1 protein-coding gene is annotated in these 2,208 nt (G+C 31.9%); it reads left to right on the top strand.

Going from position 1 to position 2,208, the window contains the following annotated elements:
• Nucleotides 1-2,158: lectin like domain-containing protein (locus tag ACKI67_RS03490; protein ID WP_407462004.1), on the top strand; the 2,158-nt coding region annotated here is incomplete at its 5' end.
• Between the last annotated feature and the right edge of the window lie 50 nt (nt 2,159-2,208).

Below are 2,208 nucleotides of genomic sequence, written 5' to 3'. Positions count from 1 at the left end.
AAACAGTTGGGGAGAAAATTGGGGTAACGATAATGGTTACTTCTACCTTTCATATTATGATATAAGTGCCCTAAGACTTGGCGAAAATGATGGCGCTTTTGCAATTATTTTAAATGATTCTATTAAGTATGATAAGAATTATCAGTATGATATAGGTAAGACAGATTATTTCTTCAATTCAACAGATACTGTATGGTATAAGAACGTTTTCACAGCTACTGGCAATGAGTATTTGTCTGCAGTTTCAACCTATTTCCAAAAGCCAACTAATTGGGAAGTTTCAGTTTATGTGAATGATGTCTTGAAATCAACCAAATCTGGCTTTTCAAATCCTGGTTATTGGACCATAGACCTTTTTGAACATATTCCTTTGATTAAAGGAGACATCTTTGAAGTTGTATTCAAGATAAATGTTACAGGTGATGCAGGATTCCCTATTGCTGAGAAGGTAAGCCTGAATAACGAATTCTTCAAGGAAGGAATTTCATTCTTCAGTTATGATGGTGTAAATTGGTCTGATCTCTACAGCATAGTATGGAACGATTATCCTGGACATCATTACAATAACTCTCAGGTAGCATGCATTAAGGCATTTACAGTATTTGATATGATAGATACCGTAACTTCATTGGATATAGAATATGATGGATTCAATCCTGTAAACATTACTGCTCATATCATTAATCAATATGGAAACCCAGTAAACTGTGGTGTGGTATTGTTTAACTTATCAGATGTTGTCATTCCTGTGAATGTATCTAATGGAGTGGCAAAAATCACTCACATTTTTGAAAAAGGATTGAATACAATCTTTGCAGAGTTTGTTGCCTGCGGATATGTCACTTCAAAAGCTAATGAAACCATTGATATAAGAAAAATACCTGTAAATATGGTTGCAAATATCTCTGTTGATTTGGATACCGCATTGGTGAACATCACTCTTAATGATTCCATCAATGAAACCATTTTCATTGATTTAGGTGATGTAAATTACACAATCAGATCTTTTGATGGCATTGCATCAATTAATTTGACAGGATTGAACGTTGGCTTGCATAATGTCAGAGTTTCACTTTATGATGCAGTCTATGAATCTGATGATGTTGAATTGAATTTCACAATTGATTCAAGAAGAACCATAATAACTCTTGAAAATATTCAAACAGTTTATCAAAGTGGCAAAGAATATAAAATCATATTAACTGATGAGGATGGAAATCCTCTTGGTGGAAGAGTATTGGAATACACTTTAAACAATTTCACTGATGCATTGCTTACTGATGAAAACGGTGAGGCTTACTTGAACATCAGTTTAAAAACAGGAAGCTACAAGCTTAATGTAAAATTCTTAGGAGAAAAGCTTTACATTGCCTCAAATGGAACTTCAACCATAACTGTAAAGACAAGTGTCATTCCTCAATACAGCAATTATACCTACGGATCAAAGTATAGCGTAAAATTCTTAGGCAAGGATTCAAATCCTTTAAAGAATACCACTGTAAGCATTGTTTTTGCAGGAAAAACATATAATGTCAAGACAGATGCAAATGGAGTAGCCAAGATTGATGTAAAACTCAAACCAGGAACTTACACTGTAAAAATCATCAATCCGAATACATCAGAAGAAAAGACTCAAAAAATCAAGGTCTTAAGCAGAATCACTGAAAATAAGAATTTGGTCATGTATTATGGGTCTGGTTCTAAATATAAGGTTAAAGTTCTTGATGATTATGGAAATATTGCAAAGAACGTCTCTGTAAAATTCACTTATAGGGGCAAAACCTATAATAAACGTACCGACAATAAAGGATACGCTTATCTGATAATTAAATCAAAACCAAATAAGTATGCCATTTCAGTTACTTATAAAGGATTCACTGTAAAGAATAATATAACTGTGAAACCTACCATAATTGCAAAGAATATTACTAAGAAGAGAGCAAAAACAGTTAAATATACTGCTAAATTGCTTAATTCCAAAGGAAAGATCTTAAAAAGCAAATACATTAAATTCAAGTTCAAGTCCAAAACATACAAAAGAAAAACCAATTCCAAAGGAATAGCTACTTTAAGTCTTAAATATTTGAAAAAAGGCAAATATTCAGTCTATTTAACTTATGGTAAATTAACTGTTAAAAGGACTATTAAAATCACTTAATGAAGTTCTTTAATGGTCTTTTTTAATATCTTTTCTTTTTTTTATTTTCA

The sequence above is a fragment of the Methanobrevibacter sp. genome (assembly GCF_045577275.1).
Lineage (GTDB): Archaea > Methanobacteriota > Methanobacteria > Methanobacteriales > Methanobacteriaceae > Methanobrevibacter.
This window is presented reverse-complemented; position numbering and strand designations above follow the sequence as displayed.